General features: G+C 65.1%; 20 protein-coding genes. 8 read left to right on the top strand and 12 right to left on the bottom strand.

The window, feature by feature from the left end:
- Positions 1–16: 16 nt before the first annotated feature.
- From KYE46_RS12575 to lptF, 3 genes are read right to left on the bottom strand one after another with little or no spacing between them, the layout of a single operon-like run.
- Complete coding sequence (locus KYE46_RS12575; protein ID WP_219000961.1) at positions 17–2,119, bottom strand: LPS-assembly protein LptD; 2,103 nt, start codon at positions 2,117–2,119, stop codon at positions 17–19.
- 32 nt (positions 2,120–2,151) lie between these two features.
- The gene (lptG, locus tag KYE46_RS12570) at positions 2,152–3,246 is read right to left on the bottom strand and encodes an LPS export ABC transporter permease LptG (protein ID WP_219000960.1); all 1,095 of its coding nucleotides are present in this window, start codon (positions 3,244–3,246) and stop codon (positions 2,152–2,154) included.
- Positions 3,243–4,361 (bottom strand): LPS export ABC transporter permease LptF, encoded by a 1,119-nt coding sequence (lptF, locus tag KYE46_RS12565; RefSeq protein WP_219000959.1) that lies wholly within the window; start codon positions 4,359–4,361, stop codon positions 3,243–3,245. Before lptF ends, lptG begins: the two co-directional genes overlap by 4 nt.
- 191 nt (positions 4,362–4,552) lie before the next feature.
- Here lptF and KYE46_RS12560 point away from each other — a divergent pair, with 191 nt between their 5' ends.
- The gene (locus tag KYE46_RS12560; protein WP_219000958.1) at positions 4,553–6,019 is read left to right on the top strand and encodes a leucyl aminopeptidase; all 1,467 of its coding nucleotides are present in this window, start codon (positions 4,553–4,555) and stop codon (positions 6,017–6,019) included.
- A 29-nt stretch (positions 6,020–6,048) separates the two neighbouring features.
- Complete coding sequence (locus tag KYE46_RS12555; RefSeq protein WP_219000957.1) at positions 6,049–6,513, top strand: DNA polymerase III subunit chi; 465 nt, start codon at positions 6,049–6,051, stop codon at positions 6,511–6,513.
- On the opposite strand, the gene KYE46_RS12550 is transcribed toward KYE46_RS12555, so the two are convergent.
- The 4 genes from KYE46_RS12550 to KYE46_RS12535 all read right to left on the bottom strand — a co-directional run bounded on the left by KYE46_RS12550 (position 6,510) and on the right by KYE46_RS12535 (position 10,278).
- A complete protein-coding gene (locus KYE46_RS12550; protein WP_219000956.1) occupies positions 6,510–7,088 on the bottom strand; it encodes a retropepsin-like aspartic protease family protein in 579 nt (192 codons plus the stop codon). The two genes, KYE46_RS12555 and KYE46_RS12550, sit on opposite strands and share 4 nt — an antisense overlap.
- A gap of 34 nt (positions 7,089–7,122) precedes the next feature.
- The gene (locus KYE46_RS12545; RefSeq protein ID WP_219000955.1) at positions 7,123–7,740 is read right to left on the bottom strand and encodes a MarC family protein; all 618 of its coding nucleotides are present in this window, start codon (positions 7,738–7,740) and stop codon (positions 7,123–7,125) included.
- A gap of 134 nt (positions 7,741–7,874) precedes the next feature.
- Positions 7,875–9,713: an ABC-F family ATP-binding cassette domain-containing protein gene (locus KYE46_RS12540; RefSeq protein ID WP_219000954.1), complete on the bottom strand. Its 1,839-nt coding sequence runs from the start codon at positions 9,711–9,713 to the stop codon at positions 7,875–7,877.
- A gap of 46 nt (positions 9,714–9,759) precedes the next feature.
- Positions 9,760–10,278, bottom strand: coding sequence for a DUF2087 domain-containing protein (locus KYE46_RS12535; RefSeq protein WP_219000953.1), 519 nt, complete (start codon positions 10,276–10,278; stop codon positions 9,760–9,762).
- A gap of 275 nt (positions 10,279–10,553) precedes the next feature.
- On the opposite strand from KYE46_RS12535, the gene ndk reads away from it, so the two are divergent.
- Positions 10,554–10,976, top strand: coding sequence for a nucleoside-diphosphate kinase (gene ndk, locus KYE46_RS12530; protein WP_219000952.1), 423 nt, complete (start codon positions 10,554–10,556; stop codon positions 10,974–10,976).
- A gap of 10 nt (positions 10,977–10,986) precedes the next feature.
- Here ndk and KYE46_RS12525 read toward each other — a convergent pair whose 3' ends face one another.
- Together KYE46_RS12525 and KYE46_RS12520 are read right to left on the bottom strand one after the other, a co-directional pair.
- Positions 10,987–11,400, bottom strand: a complete 414-nt coding sequence (locus KYE46_RS12525; RefSeq protein ID WP_219000951.1) for a DUF4112 domain-containing protein — start codon at positions 11,398–11,400, stop codon at positions 10,987–10,989.
- 3 nt (positions 11,401–11,403) lie between these two features.
- The gene (locus KYE46_RS12520) at positions 11,404–11,574 is read right to left on the bottom strand and encodes a YqaE/Pmp3 family membrane protein (RefSeq protein WP_219000950.1); all 171 of its coding nucleotides are present in this window, start codon (positions 11,572–11,574) and stop codon (positions 11,404–11,406) included.
- Between the two features lie 647 nt (positions 11,575–12,221).
- Between KYE46_RS12520 and KYE46_RS12515 the strand changes: the two genes are divergently transcribed.
- The 4 genes from KYE46_RS12515 (at position 12,222) to KYE46_RS12500 (ending at position 15,629) form a co-directional block, all read left to right on the top strand.
- Positions 12,222–12,542: a hypothetical protein gene (locus KYE46_RS12515; protein WP_219000949.1), complete on the top strand. Its 321-nt coding sequence runs from the start codon at positions 12,222–12,224 to the stop codon at positions 12,540–12,542.
- A gap of 125 nt (positions 12,543–12,667) precedes the next feature.
- The gene (locus KYE46_RS12510) at positions 12,668–13,723 is read left to right on the top strand and encodes a pyridoxal-phosphate dependent enzyme (RefSeq protein ID WP_219000948.1); all 1,056 of its coding nucleotides are present in this window, start codon (positions 12,668–12,670) and stop codon (positions 13,721–13,723) included.
- Positions 13,720–14,889, top strand: coding sequence for a M24 family metallopeptidase (locus KYE46_RS12505; protein WP_219000947.1), 1,170 nt, complete (start codon positions 13,720–13,722; stop codon positions 14,887–14,889). Before KYE46_RS12510 ends, KYE46_RS12505 begins: the two co-directional genes overlap by 4 nt.
- Positions 14,886–15,629, top strand: coding sequence for a maleate cis-trans isomerase family protein (locus KYE46_RS12500; RefSeq protein WP_219000946.1), 744 nt, complete (start codon positions 14,886–14,888; stop codon positions 15,627–15,629). Before KYE46_RS12505 ends, KYE46_RS12500 begins: the two co-directional genes overlap by 4 nt.
- Here KYE46_RS12500 and ligD read toward each other — a convergent pair.
- From ligD to KYE46_RS12485, 3 genes are all read right to left on the bottom strand, one after another.
- A complete protein-coding gene (gene ligD / locus KYE46_RS12495) occupies positions 15,626–18,088 on the bottom strand; it encodes a DNA ligase D (RefSeq protein WP_219000945.1) in 2,463 nt (820 codons plus the stop codon). The genes KYE46_RS12500 and ligD overlap by 4 nt on opposite strands.
- Positions 18,088–18,930 carry a non-homologous end joining protein Ku gene (ku, locus tag KYE46_RS12490; protein ID WP_219000944.1) on the bottom strand — a complete coding sequence of 281 codons (843 nt, stop codon included), beginning with the start codon at positions 18,928–18,930 and terminating at the stop codon, positions 18,088–18,090. The genes ligD and ku overlap by 1 nt, the downstream gene beginning before the upstream one ends.
- A gap of 100 nt (positions 18,931–19,030) precedes the next feature.
- Positions 19,031–19,885 carry an SDR family oxidoreductase gene (locus KYE46_RS12485; protein ID WP_219000943.1) on the bottom strand — a complete coding sequence of 285 codons (855 nt, stop codon included), beginning with the start codon at positions 19,883–19,885 and terminating at the stop codon, positions 19,031–19,033.
- A 385-nt stretch (positions 19,886–20,270) separates the two neighbouring features.
- Here KYE46_RS12485 and KYE46_RS12480 point away from each other — a divergent pair, with 385 nt between their 5' ends.
- Positions 20,271–21,461, top strand: a complete 1,191-nt coding sequence (locus KYE46_RS12480) for a tyrosine-type recombinase/integrase (RefSeq protein WP_219000942.1) — start codon at positions 20,271–20,273, stop codon at positions 21,459–21,461.
- Positions 21,462–21,519: the final 58 nt, after the last annotated feature.

The following is a 21,519-nucleotide window of genomic DNA, read 5'->3' as shown; positions in this document are numbered from 1 at the left end:
GACCCTTGCCGGGTCATCATCCGCGACAACTGCGCGCCACCGAGCGGCCTTCGCGACCGGCCCCGAAACCCGCAAGTGATACCGTCAGGCCAAAGCTGGTCGACGGCTCCACCCTGCTCGAAGACGTATATCGCCGCGAGACCGAAAACTCCATATCCAGACACTCATTCCCGTAGCCCAGGGTCAGGCCGGTCCGCGTGGCTTCGTTGTCGATGAAGTCATAGCGGAAATCCAGCCCTGCGTCCCACCCGCTGTCGAGCGTGTATTCGCCCTCGAACGCCAGCTCGGCCAGCGGGTCGTCGCGCTGCTCCCCCGCGTCCGCATCGAGGAACGTATAGGTTGAAACCACGTCGGTGCGCGCGCCGCTCCATGCGAGGGCGAACTCGCTGGAGGTGAAATCGAGCGTGGTGTCGAAAAGCGAGCGGCTGATGATCTGGAACTGGTCGGAATAGCTTACATGCGCCGCGAGGAGGAAATCCGACTGCACCCCGTCGAGGCCTGAGCCGTCGGTGAATTGTCCCTCGTCCTCGGCGCGCAGCACGACGCCGCCGCCCACGCCCACGCTCCAGCCGGAGGGCGCGACGCGGTTGTAGGTCAGGCCGAGGTTGGCGCGCGTGCCGGTCTCGCGCCGGTCCGAGCCGGGCAGCCGGTCGAGCGCGAAGAGGTTGGCCTCGTCGAATTCCACGATGAAGCTGTCCTCGTTGGGCGCGGCCTCACCGATGGTGTCGGACCAGACCAGTTGTGCCACCGGCTCGATCACGTGGCTGACGCCGGAGCCGGTGACCGCCTGCAACGGATAGCGCAGGGTCACGGCGGTATAGGGGGTTAGCCGGTAGACCGTCGTGTCGAAGGAGCTGTCTTCCTGCGTGTTGTAGATGCCACCGTGCAGCGCGCCCTCGACCGTGGCCAGCAGGCCGCCGAAGGTCTCGGACCGGCGCCAGTCGAGCGAGCCGGTCACCCGGAACACGTCGCGCCCGTCATCGCCGTCGACGTCCGAGTAGCGGTAGAACCCGGTGCCCTCCAGTTCGGCGGTCAGGATACCGCCCACGACCGGCGGGGTGATGCGACGGGTGATCTCGGCATGGGCGACGCGGGTCGGCAGGGTCTCGTTGTCGACCCCGTCGCGCAGGGATTGGTAGAGGGTGGCCGAGGCCTCGACATATTCATCCCGCGCGACCCGGCTCAGGCGGGCGTAGCTTTCCAGGATGGTCGGGCTGTCGAAGCCATAGGTGGTCAGGTAGCCCCGGTCGCTCACCGCCTGCACTTGCAGGTCGAGCGTGAAGTCGCGCGGCACTTCGAAGCTGGCGTCGGCAAACAGGTAGGCGCGGGTCGCATTGTCGGTCAGATCGTCCCACGACACTGCGCCCTCGGCCTCCAGCTCTCCGTTGCGGAACGCCTGCCGGTAGCGCAGCTCCACCGTCTGGCTGCCAAGCCCGATCCAGGGCGTCACGGTAATGTCCGCATGGTCGCCCAGCTCGATGAAATAGGGCACGCGCAGTTGCGTTCCGGTCACATCATCCGCGTTAATCGACGGCGCCAGAAAGCCGGTCGCGCGCTCCAGCGTCGGGTCGGGCAGGCGCATCCGGGGCAGGAAGAAGACGGGAATACCCATCACCCGGAACTGCGCGTTCTCGAAATAGAGCTGCTGTTCCTCGGCATCGTGGACGATCTGCCGGGCGCGGATTTCCCACAGGGGCGTCGGGTTGTCGAAGCAGACCTCGCAGGAGGAAGCGACGGCCTGGTAGAGCTGCGTATAGCGGCCCTCGGTATGGGTGATCTCGGTCGCGGCGATCTGCAACTGACGGTCCAGAACCAGCCGCGCCGATTGCAGGACGCCGTCTTGCAGGTCAGCGGAAAGTTGAGCGAAATCAGCCACAAAGACCACGTCGCCGGTCTCGTCCACCAAGGTTAGCGGGCCTTGCACCCGCAGGTTGTCCGCCGTGCCGTCATAGGTGATGGATTCCGCGCGCAGGCGCATACCGTCGTAGAACACCTCCACCGCGCCAAGAGCCGTCACGGTGCTGCTGCCGTCGAAGCGGATGTTGTCCGCGATCAGCGTCGCCGGCGCAGAAGATTGCTGTGCCGCCCCCGGCGAGCAGAGGCAGAGTAGCGCGGCCATAGCGGCCGCCGTCATATGTCCAACGCGCCGGGTCACCCATCCTCCGTATGCAATAAAAAGCCGAGCGCCAAGAGGATTGCTGCAATTGGTGGCGTCCAGGCCACGAGAGGGGCCGCGACCTGTCCGGATTCGCCAAGCACTTCGGCAAAGCGCCGGATGAAGACGACGCCGAACCCCAGCAGGATCGCCGACAGCACCATGACCCCGGTTTTGCCGAACCGCGTGTGGCGCATGGTGAAGCCCGCGCCGATCAGGACCATCGCGGCCAGCAGCAGCGGCGAGGACAGCTGCATCTGGAACCAGGTGCGATGTTGCAGCGCCGCGAAGCCCGCGTCGTTGAGCTGCCGGATGAAGGCGGGCAGCTCGAAGATCGGCACCGTCTCGGGGTCGCCGAAACTGTCGCGGATCTGCTCGGCGGTCAGGGTCGAGGGCAGCAGCAGCGTCTCGAAACGGCGCGCATCCGCCTCGGCGTTGAGAGAGCCCGCCACTGGCCAGCGCTTCACGTCGGTCAGCGTCCAGGCGTCGCGCTCCAGAAGCGCCTCGCGGGCGTCCATCCGCTCCAGCAGCAGGCCATCGGCATCAAAGGTGAAGAACGAGGCGTCAAAGAGATGCGTGCCCTCGGAATTGGTCGCCGAGGCGCGGATCACCGTCTGCTCGCTGCCCACCCCCTGCCGCAGCCACAGGCCTTGGCCGGTGACCGAGACCGACCGGCTCTCCGAACCCAGAAGCCGCGCCAGCGTGACGTCGTATTGCCGCGCCGTGGCCGCCACCAGCGGGTTGAGGATCAGCAGCGACAGCCCGCCGATGATCAGGGCCACCACGACGGGGGAGGCCGCCGATTTCAGCGCCGAGCGCCCCGAGGCACGCACCACCACCAGTTCCGACGTCCGCGCCAGCCCGAGGAACAGGATCAGTGTCGCCAGCATCACGAACAGGGGCATCAGCCCGTTGAGGCTCCGCGGAAGGTTCAGAAGCGCCAGCTGCAGCACCGCGACGAAGCCCTGGTCGGTCCCGAGGCGGCGAAGCTGATCGGCCATGTCGATGGGCAGCAGGATCGCCACGAAGACCGCCAGAACGATCCCGAAGGCCACCATGAAACGCCGCGCGATGTAGAGGTGCAGTATCATGCCGGAATGCTCCGCCAACGGGTCGACCGGCGCATCGCGAGCGTCACCATGCCCGCCGCGATCAGGGCCGACAACGCAGGTTGCGCATAGGCCATCGGCCAGGCCTCCGCATCGGCGCGCACCGCCGCCTCTCCGGCATTGCGCACGATCTGCATCGGCAACACGAGCGCCACCGCGACCAAGATCTGTTTCCACACCCCGAAGCGCGAAAAGCTCCCGAGCATCAGGGATGCCGCTCCGATCAGCGGCACGAAGATCACGAACAGCGATTGCGCCAGCCTGTCGTGCCCCTCGAACACCATCTTCGCCAGATCGAGGTTCAGCGCAGCGGCCAATTCCGCGTCCGCCGTCAAAAGCAGCGGCGTCGGCAGTTCGCGCACATCCACGCGCCGCCGCCCGCCATCATTCAGCAGGCTGTCCACGCTATAGGTGAAATCATTGAACGAAATCGTCGAGAGGCGGCCGGTCTCGAGGTCCAGCGTCTGCGCCAGCCCGTCGAACATCACCAGCCGCGGCCCGGTTTCCGAGCGCACCAGCAGCGCATTCGTCGCCGTGTAAGTCACCTCGACGCCCTCGGTCGAGGTGTCCTGCAGGAACAGGTCGCGAAACTCGCCCAAGGGGCTGATGTCGCGAATGTAAACCGTCAGGCCATTGCCGGGATGAATAAACTCGCCCGCGCGCAGGAACCGCCCCGTCAGATCGTCGCGCACCTCCGCTTGCCGCTGTACGAATTGCGACCGCGCCGAAGGGGCGAGGACATTGCTCAGCAGCGCCACCAACAGCGCCATCAGCAAGCCGAAGGCCAGCACCGGCCGCAACAGCCGCAGCGCCGACAGGCCGGCGGTCTGCAACACCACCAGTTCCGAGTCACCGATCAGCCGGTTGAAGATGTAAAGCGTCGCCACGAAGGCCGAGACGGGCAGGATCAACTGCACGATCCATGGCAGCGTCAGGGCCGAGAATTCGAGGAAGACGCCCACGTTCTGTCCGTCCGCGATCAACGAGTCGAACAGCCGCGCCGCCTGGTTGACCCAGTAGACCGACACCAGCACGAGGCTGAAAAATCCGAACAGCATGACAAGCTGTCGCAAAATATACCGGTCGTATTGACCCAAGGGTCATCCTCCGAAGCAATCAGGAGCCAGACTGGCACCCCCCACATGCGGTGTCCGGATGGCAGCCCGACCGCGTCATCTATGTTTTAGATGAGTTTTTCAGCCTTGCGTAGGGGCGATCTGGCCAAGGGCGGCACAGCGCCCTAAGGTCTGGCGCGAATGTCACGCTTTTCGCCCATCAGGAGCCTTGAATGACCGACCTTTTGTCCATCGATTATGTTGAAACCGACCTTGATGCCCTCGCTGACGCGGACGGCAAGCTGGCGATTCTCGTCACGCCCGATGGCAAGCTGGATCCCGCCGGTCGGCGGGTGAACCGTCTGACCAAGCAGGCGGTGGCGCGGCTGGTGGACTCTGAGGCATGGGAGAAGGTGAAAACCGGCGAAGGCTTCACCATGGGCTTCCCCGCCGGTCTCGCGGCCGAGGCGTTGCTGGTCGTGAAGCTCGACCGTCGCCCCTCCGTCGCCGATGCCCGCAAGGCGGGCGCTTCGCTTGCGAAGTTCAAGGGCAAGGCAGCGCTGACCCTTTGCGCCGGCGCCTACCAGCGCGCCGCCGACATCGCGCTCGGCCTCGCGCTGCGCGCCTACGGCTTCGACGACCACCTCACCAAGGAAAAGCCCGAGGCCAAGGGCGTCACGATCCATTGCGCCAAGCCTGACGAGGTCAAACCCGAGGCCGAGACCGCCATGGCCGTGGCCGAGGGCGTCTTTTTCACCCGCGATCTGGTGAATGAGCCCGCCAACGTGCTGACCACCACCGAATTCGCCAACCGCCTCTCGGCGATGACCGACCTCGGGCTGGAGGTCGAGGTGCTGGAAGAGGCCGAACTGGCCGAGCTTGGCATGCGCACGCTGCTGGCGGTGGGCGAGGGCTCGGAAAGCCCCTCCAAGGTCGTGGTGATGAAATGGAACGGCGGCGGTGACGAGAAGCCGCTGGCGCTGGTCGGCAAGGGTGTCGTCTTCGACACCGGCGGCATCAGCCTCAAGCCCGCAGGCGGCATGGAAGACATGACCATGGACATGGGCGGGGCGGGCGTCGTCTCGGGCGTCATGCGCACGCTGGCGCGACGCAAGGCCAAGGCCAATGTCGTGGGTGTCGTGGGCCTCGTCGAGAACATGCCCGACGGCCGCGCCACGCGCCCCGGCGACGTGATCCGCTCGATGAAGGGCGACACCGTCGAGGTCATCAACACCGACGCCGAGGGGCGTTTGGTCCTCTGCGACATCATGTGGTACGCGCAGGAACGGTTCGAGCCCGCCGGCATGATCGATCTCGCCACCCTGACCGGCGCGATCATCATCGGGTTGGGTCACGAGAACGCGGGCGTCTTCTCCAACTCCGATGCGCTCTCGGGCGCATTCCTGAAGGCCGCCGGTGCCGAGAACGAGGGCGCCTGGCGGATGCCTCTTGGGGATGCCTATGACAAGCTGCTGAAATCGCGCGTGGCCGACATGGCCAACGTGGGCGGTCGGGCCGCAGGCTCGATCACCGCGGCGCAGTTCCTGCAGCGCTTCGTCAAGGACGAAACGCCCTGGATCCACCTCGACATCGCGGGCGTGGCCTCGGTCAAGTCCGAGACGGCTCTGGCTCCGAAGGGTGCCACGGGTTGGGGCGTCATGGCGCTCGACCGGCTGGTTCGGGATGATTATGAAAGCTGAAGTTCTGCATGAAGAACGGCGCGTAAGTCATGGGTGAGGCGTATTTTTATCACCTCACCCAGTCGCCGCTCGACATGGCTTTGCGGATACTTCTGGGCAAATCGCTGCAGGCCGGTTGGCGGATCGCGATCCGCGGCCGGACCGAGGCGACGCTCGATCGGCTCGACCTCGCGCTCTGGTCCGTGCCGCCCGATAGCTTCCTGCCCCATGGCCGCGCGGGTGGCGACCATGATGCCGCGCAGCCGGTGCTTCTGACCACCGGAACGGCGGGCAATGATCCGACCTGCCTCGTCACCATCGAGGGCGCGCAGGTGGACCCCGCCGAAGTGGGCGCAATGGAACGGGTGATGGTGCTCTTCGATGGCTTCGACGAGGGCGCGGTGCAGGTTGCGCGCGAGCAATGGAAGACCCTGACGGCGGCGGGCTGTGCGGCGAAATACTGGTCCGAGGCCTCGGGCCGCTGGGAGATGAAGGCCGAGAGCCCGCGCGCCTAGCGCTCGAGGATCAGCCGGCCGTCGGCGATCTCCAGCCGGGAGAAGCGGTTGAGGTAGGTCATGCCCAGAAGGCTCCCCGACATGTCGCCACCGTTGACGATGACGCGGACGTTTTCATCGACGATGCCGCCCAGCGACAGGGTCTCGACCCTTGTGGGGGCGGTTTCCACCCTGCCGTTGGCCGTGGTCGCGCGCCCCGAGAAGATCAGGTCATCGGTCTTGATCCCCGCGCGCACCGCGTCCGGGAGGCTCAACACGATGGCCGAGGCGCCGGTATCGACGACGAAGCGGGTCGGCACGCCGTTGACCTCGAGCGTCAGGTAGAAATGCCCGTCCGAGGCCCGCGGCACCGTGATCGCGCCGCTCTGCATCACCGATTGCCGCGGTGCGATCTGGTTGCTGATCTCGGTCCAGAGCCCGACGGCGACGATGGCGCCGAGGAAGATGAACCCCCAGACCGCGAGGTAGCGCGCCATCTTGCCCAATTGTCCGCGCTGCCCCCACAGGAAATACCCCGCCACCGCGCAGAGCAGGACGATCAGGTAGATCAGGCGGGGAATATCCTCGGTTTCCATCAAAGGCTCCTCTCGGAGAACATATAGCGACGGATCAGAAAACTTGCAGGTCTCGGAAGCCGTCAATGACGAACTGCACCGACAGAGCCGCAAGGAGCATGCCCAGAAGGCGGGTGACGACGTTGATGCCGGTGGGCCCCAGCAGCCGCTCCAGCGGGGTGGCGAGCATGAACAGGAAGAAGACGAGGACGATGACCAGCGCCATCACCGCATGGATCGCGATGATGTTGAGCGTGGTGTCGTCCTGACCGGTCAGAAGGATCATCGTGGCGATGGAGCCGGGCCCCGCGATCAGCGGGATGGCGAGGGGGAAGACGGAGGGGTCGTCGCCCTCGGGCTCGGCATCGGCGGTGCCTTGGCGGCGCTGCGTGCGCCGCTCGAACAACATGTCGAGCGCAGTGAGGAACAGCAGGATGCCGCCAGCCATGCGGAAGGCGGCCATGGAGATCCCCAGAAAACCCAGAACCGCCTCTCCGGCGAGGCCGAAGAGCGTCAGGAGGCCCGCGGCCACAAGGCAGGACCGGATCGCGATGGAGCGTCTTTGCCGCGTTGTCATGCCCTGGGTCAGCGCCACGTAGAGCGGCGCGAGGCCGATGGGGTCGATGATGACGAAAAGCGTCACGAAAGCGGGGATGTAGAGCGTCAGATCCATGTGCCCGACCTTAACCGGATTGCGCAGCAAAGCTGCATGACTTTTTCAAGGGCAAGGGGCGCTGCCCCTTACGCGTGCTTTTCCGGTGGAAAAGCCCGCTGACCCCGGAGTTGTAGGGCCAAGATGAAGGGGCTTCACCCTTTTGCGGCATCGAGCCTTGCCTGCGCCTTTTCCCAGAGGTCTTCGGCGCGCGCCAGACCCTCCATCACCTCGGCGTATTTCTTCTGCCAGGTGGTCAGCTCGCCCACGCGGGCGTCCTCGTAGAGGGCGGGGTCGGCGAGTTTCTTGGCCAGTTTCTCGCGCATGTCCTCGATCTTCTCGACCCGCGCTTCGGCCTTCTTCACTTCGGAGCGGAGCTCCTTGACCTGGTCCTGGGAGAATTTCTTCGGCTTGGGTTTCGCCGGTTTCGCGGGCTTGGGCTCGTTGCCCAGAAGGCTCTGGCGATAGGTCTCCAGATCGTGGGCATAGGGGGCTACGTGGCCATCCTTGACCAGCCAGAGGCGGTCGGCCACGAGGCTGAGCAGGTGCATGTCGTGGGAGACGAGGACCACGGCGCCTGTATAGGCGGTGAGCGCCTCGACCAGCGCCTCGCGGCTTTCGATGTCGAGGTGGTTGGTTGGCTCGTCGAGGATCAGCAGGTGCGGCGCATCAAGGGTGGCCAGAAGCAGCGAGAGCCGCGCCTTCTGGCCACCGGAGAGCTTGGCGACGAGGGTTTCGGCCTGATCGGCGCCAAGGCCGAAGCCCGCGAGACGGGCGCGGAGTTTCGGCGGCGCATCCTCGGGGCGCTCGCGGCGCAGGTGGTCGAGCGGGGTCTCGTCGAGGTGCAGCTCATCGACCTGATGCTGCGCGAAATAGCCGATGCGCAGCTTGGACGAGGCGGTGACGCGGCCCTCCATGGTGGCGAGCTTGCCGGCGAGCAGCTTCGACAGGGTGGATTTGCCCTGACCGTTGCGGCCCAGAAGCGCGATGCGGTCGTCCTGATCGAGGCGCAGGTTCAGGCGCTTGAGCACCGGCGTGTCGCCGTAGCCCACGGCGGCATTGTCCATGGCGACGATGGGGGGCGAGAGTTCCTCGGGCTCGGGGAAGGTGAAGACGGTGCGCGCGGCATCCTCGGGCGCGCGGATGGTCTCCATCTTCTCGAGCATCTTGACGCGCGATTGCGCCTGCTTGGCCTTGGATGCCTTGGCCTTGAAGCGGTCCACGAAGCTCTGCAGGTGGGCGCGTTGGGCGTCCTGCTTCTTGGCGGCGGCGGCCTGCACCGCGCGGCGTTCGGCGCGGGTCTTGGCGAAAGTGTCGTAGCCGCCGGTGTAATAGGTCAGCGTCTTGTCGGACAGGTGCAGGATATGGCCCACGGCGCGGTTCAGCAGGCCGCGGTCGTGGGAGATGATCAGCACCGTGTGGGGGTATTTCGCGAGGTAGGCTTCCAGCCAGAGCGCGCCTTCGAGGTCGAGGTAGTTGGTCGGCTCGTCGAGCAGCAGGATATCGGGTTGCGAGAACAGCACGCCCGCCAGCGCCACGCGCATCCGCCAGCCGCCGGAATAGGCGGAGCAGGGGCGTTGCTGGTCGGCGTGGCTGAAGCCCAACCCGCGCAGGATCGTGGCGGCGCGCGCCTCGGCGCCCCAGGCGTCGATGTCGGCAAGGCGGGCCTGCACCTCGGCGATGCGGGTGGGATCGTCGGAGGTGTCGGCCAGCAGCGCGGCGCGCTCGGTATCGGCCTCCAGCACCGTGTCGATCAGCGAGGTGTCCGAGGAGGGGACTTCCTGCGCCACGCCGCCGATCTTGGCGCCGGCGGGCAGGGTGATCTCGCCCGTATCAAGGCCCAGCTCACCGCGGATGATGCGGAAGAGCGTGGTCTTGCCCGTGCCGTTGCGGCCCACGATGCCGACCTTGTGGCCCGCGGGGATGGTGACGGAGGCGCCCTCGAGCAGAGTGCGGCCGGCGACGGAATAACCGATATCAGACATGCGTAACATGGGGCGCGGCCTAGCAGAGGCGCGGGGCCTCCGCTAGGGCTTCTGTTTAGCGTCCCGACAGCGCCTGTATCATCGCGCGGGCGTCGTCGGGCGGGCGCTGCTCGATGCGTCGGTTCACCCGGCCGTCGCGGCTGCGCGCGAGCAGCCCGTGATCGACCAGCGAGCGGCGCAGGAGAGCGTGATCGCCGAAGCTGTGGCGCGCGTTGAGCACTGCGTTGACCTCAGGCTCCGAGAGCTCCCGGCGCGGCGGCAGGTGATGCCACATGACCCAGAGGCACAGCGCCTGCACCATGGTCTGTTTCGGCCAGCGGGTCATCTGGCCGGTCTCGTCGAAACAACGCAGCGCGCGGCCCACGCGAGAGGAGGGGCGCGGCGCTTCCGGTGCAGGAGGGGCGGCGGCCCGGCGGGCCTGCTGATTGCGGTAGCCTGCGGCCTTGGCGATCAGGTCCATCAGCTTGGCGTGGCCGATGGGCTCGGCGGTGCTGTCGCGGGCAAGCGACGTGCGCAGCGACTTGGTGAACAGGGAGAGGTCCGCGATATAGAGCGGCTCGGGCGAACGGGTCATGGCAATGCCTTCCGGATACGTGCCTCCCCGCGGCGGGGGTCCGAGTGTCGCCCTTGTCGGTGGCACATGTCAGACATATGAAACCGGATCGTTCATGGCAGGTTTGGCGTGAGGCGCGCGCGCCCCGGCGACGACAGGGTGAACTGCTGACCCATGGGGCTTGCATAACGCGGGGCAGGGCGCGCGTAAACCGGGTCCGTGTCGAGAAGTCTTTCCAAAGCCGCGCGCCCATGCTAGCTGCGCCGCGAAATCTCAACCCACATCGGAGCTGCCCCATGGCCATCCAGCGTACATTCTCGATCATCAAACCCGACGCCACCAAGCGCAACCTGACCGGCAAGATCATTGCCAAGTTCGAAGAGGCCGGTCTGCGCATCGTCGCCTCCAAGCGCATCCAGCTGACGCTGGCCCAGGCGCAGGCGTTCTACGGCGTCCACAAGGACCGCCCCTTCTTCGACGAACTGTGCGAATTTATGATCTCCGAGCCGATCGTCGTTCAGGTGCTGGAAGGCGAAGACGCCATCGCGAAGAACCGCGAAGTCATGGGTGCGACCAACCCCGAGGAGGCTGCCGAGGGCACCATCCGCAAGGAATTCGCGCTGTCGATCGGTGAGAACTCGGTCCACGGCTCCGACGCGCCCGAGACCGCAGCCGAAGAAATCGCTTTCTTCTTCTCCGGTCTCGAGCTGGTCGGCTAAGCGACTGCGCTCAGGCGTTTGACAGATTGGAAGGGGCCGTGCCGACGCGCGGCCCTTTTGCTTTCGGAGCGGCCTTGCCGGTGCGCTCCAGGTGCTTGCGCAGCAGCGCCACGTTTCGGCGGTTGGCCTTGAAGCCCACGTCGAAGATGTCACCGATCAGGGGGATCGAGCCGATCACCGTGTCGATGCCGACATTGCCGGCCATGCGCAGCAGATGGGTGTTCGGCACGCCCAGATCCCGCGCTTTCCATAGGATGTAGCCTGCCGGTGCCAAGGCCAGTGTGTCACCGATGCCGGGCACGAGGCCAAGCAGCGAGTCGTAGCCCAGACGGATCGACGTGCCGGGGATGCGGAAGGCGCTGTCCATCTGCCCGGCGAGGGCTTCGAGACGCTCCAGTTCCTCCTGTGCGGTTTTCACGGCCATGGCTCAGGCCGACCGCGGGCTGCGCGCAATGATGTAGATCGCGTGGACGATGCCCGGCAGGTAACCCAGGATCGTCAGCAGGACGTTGATCCAGAAGTGCTTGCCGAAGCCCACTTCCATGAAAACGCCAAGCGGCGGCAAGATGATGGCGATGATGATGCGGACGAGGTCCATGGCGGGTGCTCCGGTGTAAGATCGTGTTCGATCTTTCAACGGATCAAGGCGCCTTAAGTTCCATGGTCACGCCTGCGCGATGCCTCTTGGGGTGGATCTAGATACTCGCCCAATCCGAGAACCGTACCGGGGTGGGGAGTTCCTTTTTCGGCGATTGTCCCTTCGCGGGCTTTGGCTTGTGGGTCGGCATTATACTGCTCCGTTTTTATCGTTGACCTCACGAAACGCTGCTCCGCAAATGGGGCGAACACCGGTACTTAAATGTGGCAGAAATGTGGCTGCGTCCCTAAGGCAACACCTGCGCGCGGCCCAAGATACCCGTGCTGCCCGGAGCAGATCCGACGGTGCCGAGGCTTCATCCAACATTCCACGCGGCTCGCGCGCTTTCCGTCGCGGAAATCGTAATTGTTTCAACGAACTCCACGATTTCTCACAGCTTTGTGGTGACGGTGCAGAGGTCGATAATCCCTGTGCATATGCGCACCAAAATTCGCGCAAAAATTGCAATTCGTGTCTGGAAGCACCGCGATCTTGGGTCCATATGCCTCTCATCGGCACGGGGCAGACAGGCCTCGACGCCGAAACCAAATCAACCATGGGCCGGCCCGAATCCGGCTCGCCATAACGTCACGCAAAGGACAAAAGTCATGAAAAAGATCGCCCTCATCGCAGCCCTCACCGCCGCCATCGCCGCTCCCGTCGCAGCTCAGTCGACCTCCACGGCGTTTGCCATCGCGCATTTCAACGCCTCCGCAGACAGCGCGTCGGAGGTTGTCGATTTCCGTGGCAACGAGAACGTCAAGCAAGTCTCCACCGACGGCACTTCGACGCTGGCGCAGACCTTCTCGGTCCTCAATCAATCCGCTGACACGCCTGCCGACGTGACCGGCACCAACGGCGCGACCGTTGTCTCTGGCGGCCCGGCTTACGGCGCCGACATCTTCGACCGCCTGAGCGCCGAAGACTAAGGGCACGACCAGACCCTTTTCTATGGTCTCTCCCGACCTGGGGCGTCCTTCGGGGCGCCCTTTTTCGTGGGGCGGGGGCGCCAGATTTCCCTTGGCCGAACGCAATCTCATGCTACCCATGCTGCATGCGACATCTCACCCCTACCACCGCCCAGACCGCGCCGCTTCTTGCGACGCTGACCGACATTCCCCGGCCCTCGGTGGCGGCCCATGCGCCCGCCGATCTGCTGCGCCGGTGCCCTGAAGCCGCCGAGACGCCGTTCTGCGATCTGCCGGATCTGGCCGAGCGCTTCGGCATCGCCGCGCTCCATGCCAAGGACGAACGCAACCGGATGGGCCTTGGCAGCTTCAAGGCGCTGGGCGCGGCCTATGTCATCGCCTGCGACGCGGAGCAGGGACGCGCGAAGGGGCAGGCCTATTACACCGCCAGCGCCGGCAACCACGGGCTCTCGGTCGCGGCGGGCGCGCAGGCGTTTGGCGCGCGGGCCGTCATCTACCTCGCCGCCACCGTCCCCCCGGCCTTCGCCGCCCGGCTCGAAGCGATGGGGGCCGAGGTCCGGTGGCGCGGCGATGTCTACGAGGACAGCATGGCCGCCGCGCAGGCCGATGCCGAAGCCGAGGGCGCGGTGCTTTTGTCGGACAGCTCATGGCCCGGATATACCGAGCGTCCGTGGCGCCTGATGGAGGGCTACCTCGTGCTGATGCAGGAGGCCGCCGCGCAGATCTCTGAGCCGCCGAGCCATATTTTCCTGCAAGCCGGTGTCGGCGGCCTCGCTGCCTCCGCCGCCGCCTATGCGCGCGAGGTCTGGGGCGACGCGCCGCGCATCATCGTGGTCGAGCCTGATGCGGCGCCCGCGCTCTTCGCCTCGGTCGAGGCCGGCGCGGCACAGGTCACCGAAGGCCCGGCCAGCGCCATGGGGCGGCTCGATTGCAAGGAGCCGTCGCTGATCGCGCTCAAGGGATTGGCCCGTGATGCCACTGATTTCATGCTGATTTCGGAGGAGGACGGCGCGAACGGCGCAGAGATCGCGGCGCAGGCGGGCCTGCCCTCCACCCCCTCCGGCGCGGCGGGCCTTGCGGGGCTTTGCGTCGCTACATCCGCGGCAGATCACGCCTCCGCCTTCGGTCTCGATGCCGCCTCGCGGGTTCTGGTGATCCTCAGCGAAGGCCCCGAGGGGTGAGCCCGCCGCGCGGCTTCCCGGCGGCCGAGTTCCGCGACCGCACCGCGCGGGCGCAGGCGCTGATGGCCGAGGCCGGATTGGACGCGCTGCTGCTCACCACTGAGCCGGAACTGCGCTATTACACCGGCTTTCTCACCCGTTTCTGGGAAAGTCCGACGCGCCCGTGGTTTCTCGTTCTGCCCGCCACCGGCGATCCCATCGCGGTGATCCCAAGCATCGGGGCGCATCTGATGGGACAGACGTGGCTTCAGGACATTCGCACGTGGCAAGCGCCTGATTACGACGACGACGGGATCGGGCTTCTCGCCCAGACCCTTTCCGACTGCGTGCCCGCCACGGGCCGGATCGGCGTGGCCGACCAGATGGAGAGCCATCTGCGGATGCCGCTTTCGGCGTTGCGCCGCTTGGAGGGCTTGCTCGGCGCGCGGCAGATCACCGGCGACGCCACGATCACCCGGCGTTTGCGGCTGGTGAAATCCGACGCCGAGATCGCCAAGATCACCGAGGCCGTCCGGATCGGCGACCGGGCCTTCGACCGTGTGGCCGAGATCGCGCGCCCGAAGGTGGCGCTGTCGCAGGTGTTTCGCGATTTTCAGCGGCTCTGTCTGGAGGAGGGGGGCGATTGGGTGCCCTATCTCGCCGGCGCCGCCGCGCCCGGCGGCTACGGCGATGTGATCTCTCCCGCCGATGATACGCCGCTCGCGACAGGCGATGTGCTGATGCTCGACACCGGCCTGATCCGTGACGGCTATTTCTGCGATTTCGACCGCAACTTCAGCCTCGGCCCGCCCTCGGACGCGGTGGCCGAGGCCCATGCCGCCCTGATCGAGGCGACACAGGCAGGCTTCGCCGCCGCCCGCCCCGGCGCGCGCATCTGCGACCTGTTCCACGCGATGAACACGGTCGTGAACCCGAACGCCGCGCGGGAGGGGGGCGGCGCTGACGCCGGTCGCTTGGGCCACGGTTTGGGAATGCAGTTGACGGAATGGCCCTCGATCATCGCCGCCGATGAAACGGTGCTGGAAGAAGGCATGGTCCTGACGCTGGAGCCGGGTGTTGCGCTGGCGGGCGGCAAGATCATGGTTCACGAGGAAAATATCGTCATCAAGAGCGGCGGCGCAAGTTATCTCTCGCGTCCGCAAGATAGGGAAATTCGTGTGATATGAACAGCTTACCCTATGTGCGCACGCTTGATCACCCCGCGCCGCTTGGGCTCGTGGTCCTTCAGGCAGATGAGAGCCTCGAGCATGATTTCCGCCGACTTCTTCCCGAGGATGCCGAGCTTCTGGTGACCCGCATCCCGTCCTCTCCCGAGGTCTCGCCCGAGGGTCTCGCGGCGATGGAAAGCGATCTCACCGCCGCCGCCAGCCTCCTGCCGCGCGGCACCCGGTTTTCGGCCGTGGGTTTCGGCTGCACCTCCGGCGCCGCCCAGATCGGCACCGCCGAAGTCGCCGCCCGGACCCGCGCCGGGGTCGATGCCGCCGAGGTCTCCGACCCCGTCACCGCCCTGATCGCGGCGTGTCATGCAATGGAGATCCACCGGCTGGCGCTCGTCAGCCCCTACGTCGAAGCCGTCTCGGCACGGCTGATGGCGGTCCTCTCCCGCGCGGGCATCGAGATCTCCGCCTTCGCCAGCTTCAACGAAGCCTCCGAGGCCCGCGTCGTCCGCATCGCCCCGGCCTCCATCGCTGACGCGGCCCGGTCCACCGCCGCCCACGCGCCCTGCGACGCGGTCTTTCTTTCCTGCACCAACTTGCGGACCCTCGATGTCATTGCCCCGACCGAGCGCGCCCTCGGCATCCCGGTCCTCTCCAGCAACCTCGTCCTTGCCTGGCACATGGCGCAGCTTGCCGGCCTCGACGCGCTCCGGCTCGACACGTGCCTGACGCGTGCGGCCCCCGCCTAATCCTGCGCGGCCCAATCCTGCAATGCGGCCACCACGTCGTTGGTCAGGGACTGCAGGTCTTCCTGCACCGCCAGCGCGGGGCAATCCTGCTTCATCCGCGCTTTCATGTCCCCGAGGCTGAAGCGGTTTGGCGCGTCGAGGGTCTTTAACTCGTCCCATGTCACCGGCACCGCCACCGGCGCGCCGGGGCGGGCGCGGAGGGAGTAGGGGGCCACCGCTGTCGATCCCCGCTCATTGCGCAGCCAGTCGATGAAGATCCGGTCCCGCCGTTTGGCCTTGGACATCGTCGCGGTATAGCGGTCCGGAGAATGGCCGGCGATCACATGGGCGAAGGTCTGAGAGAACAGCTTCACCGTGTCCCACCCGCGCGTACGCCGCAGGGCCATCCAGACATGTACGCCCTTGCCCCCGGTCACGATCGCGCCGGAGCGCAGGCCAAGCTCGGCCAGCGCGTCGCGCACCTCGAAGGCGGCATCGCGCACCCTTGGCCAATCCATCCCTTCGTCGGGGTCGAGATCGAACACCAGCCGGTCCGGCCGGTCGAGCCTGTCGACCCGCGCGCCCCAGATATGCGCCTCGATGCTGCCCATCTGCGCCGCTGCGATCAGGCTCTCGGGCCGGGTGGCATAGAGGTAATCGGCCTCGTCGCCGTCGCTCTCCTCGATCGCGATCTTCGAGAGGCTGTCCGGCATCCCGCCGTTGTCGTGCTTCTGGAAGAAACACTGCCCGTCGATGCCCGACGGACAGCGGAAGAGCGACAGCGGGCGGTGTCCTGCCAGCTCGATCATCCGCTCGCCCACGGTCTCGTAATGGCGGGCCACGTCGCCCTTGGTGCATCCGGCCTCGGGGTAGACCTGCCGGTCCGCGTTGCTGATCCGAACCCCGGCGACCTTGCTTTCCATGGTGGGAATGTCCTTCTTGGGTTGCTCCAGCCGCACCGCGCTGGCGGGTTTGTCGTGCCGCAGCCCGATGAAGCTGCCGTGGCGGATATGGCCATCGGCGGTGAATTCGGTGAAGTCGATCTCCGCCACCAAATCGGCGCGCACCCATTTCGCGGTGCGGGCGATCTCGTCCGGCGTGCCTTCGGCGGGCGGGGTCTTGCGAGGCGTCATCTCGCGCGCCAGCTCGCTCATCATGTCCTGCGAAAAACCGGTCCCGACGCGGCCCTTGAAGCGGAGCGTGTCGCCCTCGTGGCTCGCCAGTAGCAGCGAGGCGAAGGGCCGCCCTTTCTTGTCCGAGGGCGAATATCCCACGATGACGAATTCCTGCCGACGGGTGCATTTCACCTTGAGCCAGGACTTCGAGCGTCGTCCCCGATAGGGCGCATCGATGCGCTTGCTGATGATCCCCTCGGCACCGGCCTTGCAGGCACGCTCGAAAACCTCGGGTCCGCTGCCCAGAACATGCTCGCTCAACCGCAGCGGGCCACCCTGTGGCGCCCCGCTCAGCAGTTTCGCTAGCCTCTCGCGGCGATCCATCTGGCCCTCCTTGCGGAAATCCTTGCCATCGAGCGAGAGCAGGTCGAAAGCGAAAAACACCAGGGGCGCGCCGGTCTTGAGGGCGCTTTGCAACGACGAAAAGGCCGACCCCTCGATCCGGGCGGCCATGACCTCTCCATCAAGCAGCGCGGCGTCACAGGGCAGGGCATCGAAGGCATGGGCCAGCCCGTGGAAGCGGTCGGTCCAATCCTTGCCGGAGCGGGTGAACAACTGCACGCCGCCCTTGCCGATGGAGGCCAGACAGCGGTAGCCGTCGAACTTCGTCTCGTGCATCCAATCCTCGCCCGAGGGGGCGTCGCTCACCAGCGTGGCGAGCTGCGGTTTGACGAAAGCGGGCCGCTTGCGGCGGCGCTTGGGGGTGGTATCGGGCAACTCCTTGGCGGGGGCGTCCTCGGCGATTTCCGCCATGGTGCGCCCGGTCTTGACCGAGATCGCCTCGCCCTCGATCAGCGCGTTGGGGCGATCCTCGGCGTAGTCGTCACGCTCCTTGATCAGCAGCCAGTTCTCGCGCTTTTCCTTGCCGCGCATCCGCACGAGGGTCCAGCCGCCCTTCATGTGCGTACCTTGCAGGGTAAACTTCAGCTTGCCTTCCTTCAGCCCCGCCGCCACGTCGCCTTGCGGCGCCCAGGTGCCATCGTCCCAAAGCATCACGGTGCCGCCGCCGTATTGCCCCTTGGGGATCGTGCCCTCGAAGTTGCCATAGTCCAGCGGATGATCCTCGGTCCGGACCGCGAGGCGCTTTTCGGATGGGGCGGGCGAGGGGCCCTTGGTGACGGCCCAACTCAGCAGCACGCCGTCCCATTCGAGGCGGAAATCGTAGTGCAACCGCGAGGCCGCGTGTTTTTGCACGATGAAGCGATAGCCGCCCGCGCCCGAGCCGACCTGACCGCGCGGCTCCTCGGTCTGTTCGAAGTCGCGCTTGGTGTTGTAGGTTGCCAGTCTGTCGGGAGTATAAGCCATCAGGACGCCTTCTTGCGGGTGCCTTTCTTCTTGGCGGCCGTGCTCTTGCTGCTCTTGGCCTCCTTCAGGCTCTCCTTCAGGGCGCTCATCAGGTCGATGACGTTCTCACCGCCGCTTGGCGCTTCATCGTCGGTGCGCACCCGCGGCGTTTTCTTGTTCTTGATCTTGGCGTTGAGCAGTTCCTGCATCGCCTCGGCGTATTTGTCGGTATAGGCGCTGGCATCGAAAGGCGCGGTCTTGCGCTCGATCAGCGAGGTCGCCACGTCGAGCAGTTCCTTGTCTGACTCGTCGTCGGTGATGTCGGTGAAAATCTCGTCCGCCTCGCGTAGCTCGTCCTCGTAGCGGAGCGTTTCCATCAGCAGGCCATCGCCGCAGGGTTTGACCGCCGCGAGATACTCTTTCCCGCGCATGGTGACCTGACCAAGCCCGACCTTGCCGGCCGAGCGCAGCGCGTCGCGCACGACGCGGTAGGCATCCTGTGCCAGATCGTCGGCGGCGGTGATGTAATAGGGTTTTTCGAAATAAAGGGGCGGGATTTCACAAGCTTCGACGAATTGGACCAACTCGAAGGTCTTCTTGGTCTCCAACTTGATTTCGTCGATCTCCTCGGGGTCGAGCAGGATGTATTCGTCGCGCTCGACCTCGTAGCCCTTCACGATATCCTCGGCGTCGACGGGCCCGATGCCCGGCACCGATTTCTCATAGCGGATGCGTTTGCCCGACGGCTTGTGAATCTGGCGGAAAGAGACCCGTGCGCCGGTCTTGGTGGCCGAGAAAATTTCGACCGGAATGGATACCAATGACAGGCGGAGCTGTCCTTTCCAGAGCGCGCGGGGGGCCATAGCAACTTCCTTTCACAGGGGCGTGATTAGAAAAACGTATGATCCGCCAGTTGGTTCCGTGAAGCGCGCGGCCGCCGGTGTGGGCGACCGCGCGGAGGGTCTAGCCGCCCACCAACTCGCCGCCGTTGGGATGCAGCACCTGGCCGGACATGTAGGAGGAATCCTCGCAGGCCAAGAACAGGAGCGACGGGGCGACCTCGTTGGGTTGACCGGGGCGCCCGAGCGGAGCGTTCTTGCCGAAGTCCTCCACCTTGTCCTCGGGGAAGGAGGCGGGGATCAGCGGCGTCCAGATCGGACCGGGGGCCACGCCGTTCACGAGGATGCCGTCCGGGGCCAGCTTGCTTGCCATGGCCCGCAGGAACGACAGGATCGCGCCCTTGGTCGAGGCGTAGTCGATCAGCAAATCCTGCCCCTTGTAGGCCGTGATCGAGGTCACGCAGATGATCCGCGCACCTTTCTTGAGGTGCGGCAGCGCGGCCTGCGTCATGAACATCATGCCGAAGATATTGGTCTTGAACGTGCGCTCGATCTGCGCCTGTTCGATGGCGGTCGGGTCATCCTGCGCGTGCTGCTCGCCCGCGTTGTTCACAAGGATGTCGAGCTGGCCAAAGCGGCTCACGGTTTGCGAAACGGCATCCTCGCAGACGCTCTTCTCGCCGACGTCACCCTCGATCAGCAGGCACTCGGAACCCTCGTCCTCGACCAGCTGCTGCGTCTTCTTCGCGTCACGGTCCTCGTCCCGGTAAAGGATCGCCACCCGCGCGCCCTCGCGGGCATAGAGCACCGCCGTCGCACGCCCGATCCCCGAGTCGCCCCCGGTGATCAGCGCCACCTTGTCCTTCAGGCGCCCGGAGCCGCCATAGCGCGGCATGTATTCGGGCTGAGGGTTCATTTCGTGCTCCAGTCCCGGCTGCCGCTGCGGGCTCTCCATCGCGTCGAAATTCTGGCTGGTCATCTGAGAAACCTCCGTCGCTGACTGTTGCATCCGCACCCCGATGCCGCAGGAACCCCGCGCGTTCGGAAAGGCGATCGACGTCAGCTCAATCAATGCCGCGTGCGTTCAACGAGACAACAGGTGGCCGCGGAGGAGGGTTCCCAACGGCGATCAGCATGGCAAAAGCCTGCCGAGGAGGGGCGTGCGACCGTATAGATGGTTGGCGCGAGCGTGCTTTAATTTTTAGGGAATTTTGGCTCCGGCGGTAGGGATCGAACCTACGACAAATTGATTAACAGCCCGGAAGTGGCCGTACATCAAGTCATTGAAAAATTTGAGATTATCCCTGTATCCTTCTGAAAAGAAAGCAATTTCTGGACAGTCACGGACACGAGGAGACAAGCGAATGCCAGATGATACCCACGATTCGGTTTACACAGGGTCTACGTGTAGACCTGAACGCGCCCCACTGAAAATCACTCAAGCTGTCTTGAACGGCCTCGTTCCGCCAGCGTCCGGCTACAAGTTGGCGCAAGACACTTATCTGCCGGGGTTCGGTGTTCGTATTACGTCCAAAGGGGCGATCAGTTTCATTCTGAACTACCGCGCGTCCGGTCGGCTTCGGCGTTTCACGATTGGTAGATATCCGGATTGGACAGTGAATGCTGCCCGAAAGAGGTCGCAAGAACTGCGTAGAATGATCGACGTAGGGATCGATCCGATGGCCGAGAAACAGGACGCACGCCAAGCGCCCATCATCCGTGATTTGTTTGATCGCTACTGCCGGGACCACTTGCCCAAGAAACGCCCTTCAAGCCAGCAAACTGACCGCCAGATGTGGGAGAATTTCATCCTACCTGTTTTGGGGGCTTTGAAGGTAGCAGACCTTACTTTCGATCACTGCGATGCGCTCCACCGCAAGATATCGGCTAAGACGCCAATCCAAGCCAATCGAGTCATTGGCCTCCTTCGCAAATCCTGCAATCTGGCTATCCGTTGGCGTTGGATCGATCAGAACCCGGCGCAAGGCATTGCCCTGAATCCTGAGAACAAGCGGGAGCGATACTTGACGCCCTCTGAGATTGGCCAGCTCAACGACGCGATGGAAAAGCACCCTGAACAGACTTCGTGCGACATCATCCGGTTCTTGATCCTGACAGGGTGTCGTTCAGGTGAAGCGTTCCGGGCGCGCTGGGATCAATTCGATCCAGAGTACCGAGTTTGGACGAAGCCAGCCGCGACAACAAAACAGAAGAAGCTGCATCGGGTTCCGGTGTCCGGCACTGTTGCCCAACTGCTAACGCATCGTCGCGCCCAATCGGATAGCGAGTGGGTTTTTCCTTCTCATACTGGAAAGCCGTTCGTTACCATCCGACGGACATGGTTCAGCTTGTGCGAAGAGATTGGTCTTGAAGATGTACGGATGCACGACTTGCGCCATACGTTTGCAAGCCTGCTCGCCTCGCAAGGCACAAGCCTTCCGATCATCGGAGCGATGCTTGGCCACACGCAACCAAACACGACGGCCCGCTATGCGCACCTCTTCGATGACACCCTTGCAGCCGCTGCCGAAAGGGTAGCTTCGTCAGTGAGATAGCTCTTTCTTGAGGCCAAAAGGGGACAATTCAGGCGTTGCTATTGCAAACGAGGCCAAG

The organism is Gymnodinialimonas ceratoperidinii, assembly GCF_019297855.1.
Lineage (GTDB): Bacteria > Pseudomonadota > Alphaproteobacteria > Rhodobacterales > Rhodobacteraceae > Gymnodinialimonas > Gymnodinialimonas ceratoperidinii.
Note: the sequence above shows the minus strand (reverse complement) of the source record. Positions and strands in the feature narration are given on the sequence as shown.

Coding starts and splice junctions, on each gene's coding strand:
- KYE46_RS12575 (WP_219000961.1), bottom strand. CDS start 2,119: ATGGCCGCGCTACTCTGCCTCTGCTCGCCGGGGGCGGCACAGCAATCT.
- lptG (WP_219000960.1), bottom strand. CDS start 3,246: ATGATACTGCACCTCTACATCGCGCGGCGTTTCATGGTGGCCTTCGGG.
- ndk (WP_219000952.1), top strand. CDS start 10,554: ATGGCCATCCAGCGTACATTCTCGATCATCAAACCCGACGCCACCAAG.
- ligD (WP_219000945.1), bottom strand. CDS start 18,088: ATGGCTTATACTCCCGACAGACTGGCAACCTACAACACCAAGCGCGAC.
- KYE46_RS12540 (WP_219000954.1), bottom strand. CDS start 9,713: ATGTTACGCATGTCTGATATCGGTTATTCCGTCGCCGGCCGCACTCTG.
- KYE46_RS12525 (WP_219000951.1), bottom strand. CDS start 11,400: ATGGCCGTGAAAACCGCACAGGAGGAACTGGAGCGTCTCGAAGCCCTC.
- KYE46_RS12555 (WP_219000957.1), top strand. CDS start 6,049: ATGGGTGAGGCGTATTTTTATCACCTCACCCAGTCGCCGCTCGACATG.
- KYE46_RS12545 (WP_219000955.1), bottom strand. CDS start 7,740: ATGGATCTGACGCTCTACATCCCCGCTTTCGTGACGCTTTTCGTCATC.
- KYE46_RS12560 (WP_219000958.1), top strand. CDS start 4,553: ATGACCGACCTTTTGTCCATCGATTATGTTGAAACCGACCTTGATGCC.
- KYE46_RS12515 (WP_219000949.1), top strand. CDS start 12,222: ATGAAAAAGATCGCCCTCATCGCAGCCCTCACCGCCGCCATCGCCGCT.
- KYE46_RS12550 (WP_219000956.1), bottom strand. CDS start 7,088: ATGGAAACCGAGGATATTCCCCGCCTGATCTACCTGATCGTCCTGCTC.
- KYE46_RS12535 (WP_219000953.1), bottom strand. CDS start 10,278: ATGACCCGTTCGCCCGAGCCGCTCTATATCGCGGACCTCTCCCTGTTC.
- KYE46_RS12480 (WP_219000942.1), top strand. CDS start 20,271: ATGCCAGATGATACCCACGATTCGGTTTACACAGGGTCTACGTGTAGA.
- KYE46_RS12510 (WP_219000948.1), top strand. CDS start 12,668: ATGCGACATCTCACCCCTACCACCGCCCAGACCGCGCCGCTTCTTGCG.
- KYE46_RS12520 (WP_219000950.1), bottom strand. CDS start 11,574: ATGGACCTCGTCCGCATCATCATCGCCATCATCTTGCCGCCGCTTGGC.
- KYE46_RS12485 (WP_219000943.1), bottom strand. CDS start 19,885: ATGACCAGCCAGAATTTCGACGCGATGGAGAGCCCGCAGCGGCAGCCG.
- ku (WP_219000944.1), bottom strand. CDS start 18,930: ATGGCCCCCCGCGCGCTCTGGAAAGGACAGCTCCGCCTGTCATTGGTA.
- KYE46_RS12500 (WP_219000946.1), top strand. CDS start 14,886: ATGAACAGCTTACCCTATGTGCGCACGCTTGATCACCCCGCGCCGCTT.